Origin of the sequence: Psychrobacter sp., assembly GCF_030457785.1 — a bacterium.
In the GTDB taxonomy this organism is placed as follows: Bacteria; Pseudomonadota; Gammaproteobacteria; order Pseudomonadales; family Moraxellaceae; genus Psychrobacter.
The window spans coordinates 1-2,716 of sequence record NZ_JAKDUI010000272.1 but is presented as its reverse complement, the minus strand read 5'-3'; the positions used below and the strand labels follow the sequence as shown (position 1 = coordinate 2,716).

Annotated in this window: 5 protein-coding genes; all 5 read left to right on the top strand. The window is 43.3% G+C overall.

The window, feature by feature from the left end; genetic code table 11:
• Positions 1 to 71: 71 nt before the first annotated feature.
• The 5 genes from L0J61_RS10440 to L0J61_RS10420 all read left to right on the top strand — a co-directional run bounded on the left by L0J61_RS10440 (position 72) and on the right by L0J61_RS10420 (position 2,621).
• Positions 72 to 341: a TIGR03643 family protein gene (locus L0J61_RS10440; protein ID WP_367651956.1), complete on the top strand. Its 270-nt coding sequence runs from the start codon at positions 72 to 74 to the stop codon at positions 339 to 341.
• Positions 342 to 454: 113 nt separating this feature from the next.
• Complete coding sequence (gene rpe, locus L0J61_RS10435) at positions 455 to 1,147, top strand: ribulose-phosphate 3-epimerase (protein WP_301466376.1); 693 nt, start codon at positions 455 to 457, stop codon at positions 1,145 to 1,147.
• Between the two features lie 104 nt (positions 1,148 to 1,251).
• The gene (locus tag L0J61_RS10430; RefSeq protein ID WP_301466375.1) at positions 1,252 to 1,656 is read left to right on the top strand and encodes a hypothetical protein; all 405 of its coding nucleotides are present in this window, start codon (positions 1,252 to 1,254) and stop codon (positions 1,654 to 1,656) included.
• A gap of 166 nt (positions 1,657 to 1,822) precedes the next feature.
• On the top strand, positions 1,823 to 2,134 hold the full coding sequence (locus L0J61_RS10425; RefSeq protein WP_301466374.1) for a hypothetical protein: 312 nt from the start codon (positions 1,823 to 1,825) through the stop codon (positions 2,132 to 2,134).
• A gap of 181 nt (positions 2,135 to 2,315) precedes the next feature.
• Entirely contained in the window at positions 2,316 to 2,621 is a 306-nt protein-coding gene (locus L0J61_RS10420) for a hypothetical protein (RefSeq protein ID WP_301466373.1), read from the top strand.
• Positions 2,622 to 2,716: the final 95 nt, after the last annotated feature.

Sequence of the window (2,716 nt, the reverse complement as noted above, 5' to 3'; positions counted from 1 at the left end):
AGTATGAGCATTACCTAAGAAACCCCTACCTCTAAGGTAGTGGGTAGTTCATTGATCTTATCGACAAAACCATTGATAGTACGGGCAACAGACTACTAGATGACTCGCAAATATCTCGCGTAATAGAGATGGCCTGGGAAGATCGAACGCCATTTGGTGCGATAGAGCATAGTTACGGGCTCAGTGAGTCAAAGGTGATAAAACTCATGCGTCAAAAACTAAAACCATCTTCTTTTCGTTTGTGGCGTAAACGAGTGAATAATCGTGCTACCAAACATCAAGCAAAACGATCTTTTGATGTTGGCCGTGCTCACTGCAAAACTCAATACAAACAGCGCTAATGATTCACACATAACACAATATCCTTGATACCTTACAATGCTAGCATAAGCCAGCCAATATATTTGTAGGGTTAACTCTTTTCTACTATGAACATAACTTAGGTAATTCAATTATGAGCAGTCCCTCTCAGCCTTATCTAATCGCACCTTCTATATTGTCAGCTGATTTTGCCAGACTTGGCGAAGAGGTTGAGCGGGTATTGGAAGCTGGTGCTGATGTCATTCATTTCGACGTAATGGACAACCATTACGTGCCGAATTTGACGTTTGGTAGCATGATTTGTAAGGCGCTGCGTGATTATGGCATCGATGCACCAATCGACGTGCATCTCATGGTATCACCAGTTGATGGTATGATTGAACAGTTCTTAGATGCTGGCGCGAGCATTATTACCTTTCACCCAGAAGCCAGTGCGCATATCGATCGTTCTTTACAGCTTATCAAAGATGGTGGCGCTGAGTGTGGTCTAGTACTAAACCCTGCGACGCCTTTGCATTATTTAGATTATGTGATGGATAAAGTCGATCAAATCCTATTGATGAGTGTTAATCCCGGCTATGGTGGTCAGTCATTCATTGAGGGTACTCTAGACAAGGTTCGTCAAGTCCGTCAGCGTATCATTACCAGCGGTCGTGACATTAGGCTAGAGGTTGATGGTGGGGTTAAAGAAGGCAACATCCGTGCCATAGCTGAGGCTGGCGCTGATATGTTTGTCGCAGGTTCTGCAATATTCAATCAAGAAGACTATAAGGCTGCTATCGATGGCATGCGGGCAGAGCTGGCAAAGGCAAACGGCAATAATTAATTTCTGTCAGAATTATCTTTAACAGCACTATGGTCGAATGTGCAACACGCTCTAGTATATAATGGCGAGATAGGCAGTATAATTTAATGCCATAAAGGTGATATATGGATACACAAAAGCCAACGGGTTCTTCAGAACCAGCTGAACAAAACCAAGATACAACCTGTTCAGTGCATCCAAAGCAAGAAGCGTCTCAATCGGAAATACCGCCGAAGCAGGGCAGCTTAGTGCCAAAAGGTACCGCCATTGGCTTGGCTGTTTTTGCGATTGTTCTCAGTCTGTCAGGTTATGGGTTTCGACTCTTGCTAGGGGAAGACGTCGGGACAGTGCTTCGTCATGCAGCTGTCATCGTACCCACTTTTGTGATTGGTATACCGTTGTTTTTTTGGCTAGGTTCTCGTGTGCTGAACAAATTCAAAAATATGCAGATCGCAACGCGTAATGCCTTAGCTCTTGGTTGGTTAACGGCCTGTGTGTCGATGTTATGGTTGATGGGCACGTACAGTTAATCCATTCTCTAATTGAGCTGCTGGTGGTTGCTTATGCCAGCTTTATTGTGCTGGCTCTATTATATTAGTCGAATCAACCATTCTTTCATCGTGTCACGAATACTTTTCATCCATCAAATTTCATTCATAATTGAGTCACGCTGTATAAGTGTGACTGGACGCTAGCATGTCAAAAACATCTAATAGAATTACCGATACCATCTTTCCTAAAGACTTACCTAATGGCTTGTTTATCTCCTTGATTATCGCTTGTTTACTACTGGGCTTGGCCTCACTACGTCATGGCACAGATTTACAAGGCTGGTTAAATGTCATCGAAAACTGGCTACTCATGCTGTTGATATTGCCGACTGCTACTGCAACTGTGGCCTTACCGTTTAAATATCGTGATCCAACCTTCGAGTTAAAGCTGGCGTATTATCTAGGGATGTTTGTTGCTTTCTTATTTACGATCGCAAAACTGCGCTACTGGCGTTGATTCTCCAATATTTGGCGGCCAAAGCGCGTTTTTAGCGAAGACTTGTGCGATAGCCCTTGAATTTAAGCGCCAAAGCGTCCATTGTATGAGTAAGATGGTTTTACCCGTGTTACTGCTCGCGGATAGTTTTGCCACGTGTGATTTATCTATCAGTAGCTGTCGGGACAACAAGGGATACAAGATGACATACGATAACGAGATAGAAGTAGATAACGATAACACTGATCAATTTGCAGGATTTGGTAAAGAAACGACTCTTGAGCTGGTGGAAAGTGAAGATGGTCGATTGCTGTTACGTGACGCTGAGCAGGATGATGAGGCGTTGATGACCATTGATTTTTCTGAAAAGTTAAAAGAGCTGCTTGGTAGTGATACGCAAGCGATAGGTCAGCACATGATACATGCTGCTATTCAGGTTATCATGCAAAAGCAAATGAGCCAGTGGCATGCCCACGTCTATGACAAAGAGCCGACACATTATAGCTAACGGCTGCGTTTTAACTAGGTCATATAGTCTGAATTGAGCTAATCACCAGTCAGGCAAACAAGTACTAAAACCAGCATACATTAAAAAAGGGTATA

Coding starts and splice junctions, on each gene's coding strand:
- rpe (WP_301466376.1), top strand. CDS start 455: ATGAGCAGTCCCTCTCAGCCTTATCTAATCGCACCTTCTATATTGTCA.
- L0J61_RS10430 (WP_301466375.1), top strand. CDS start 1,252: ATGGATACACAAAAGCCAACGGGTTCTTCAGAACCAGCTGAACAAAAC.
- L0J61_RS10425 (WP_301466374.1), top strand. CDS start 1,823: ATGTCAAAAACATCTAATAGAATTACCGATACCATCTTTCCTAAAGAC.
- L0J61_RS10420 (WP_301466373.1), top strand. CDS start 2,316: ATGACATACGATAACGAGATAGAAGTAGATAACGATAACACTGATCAA.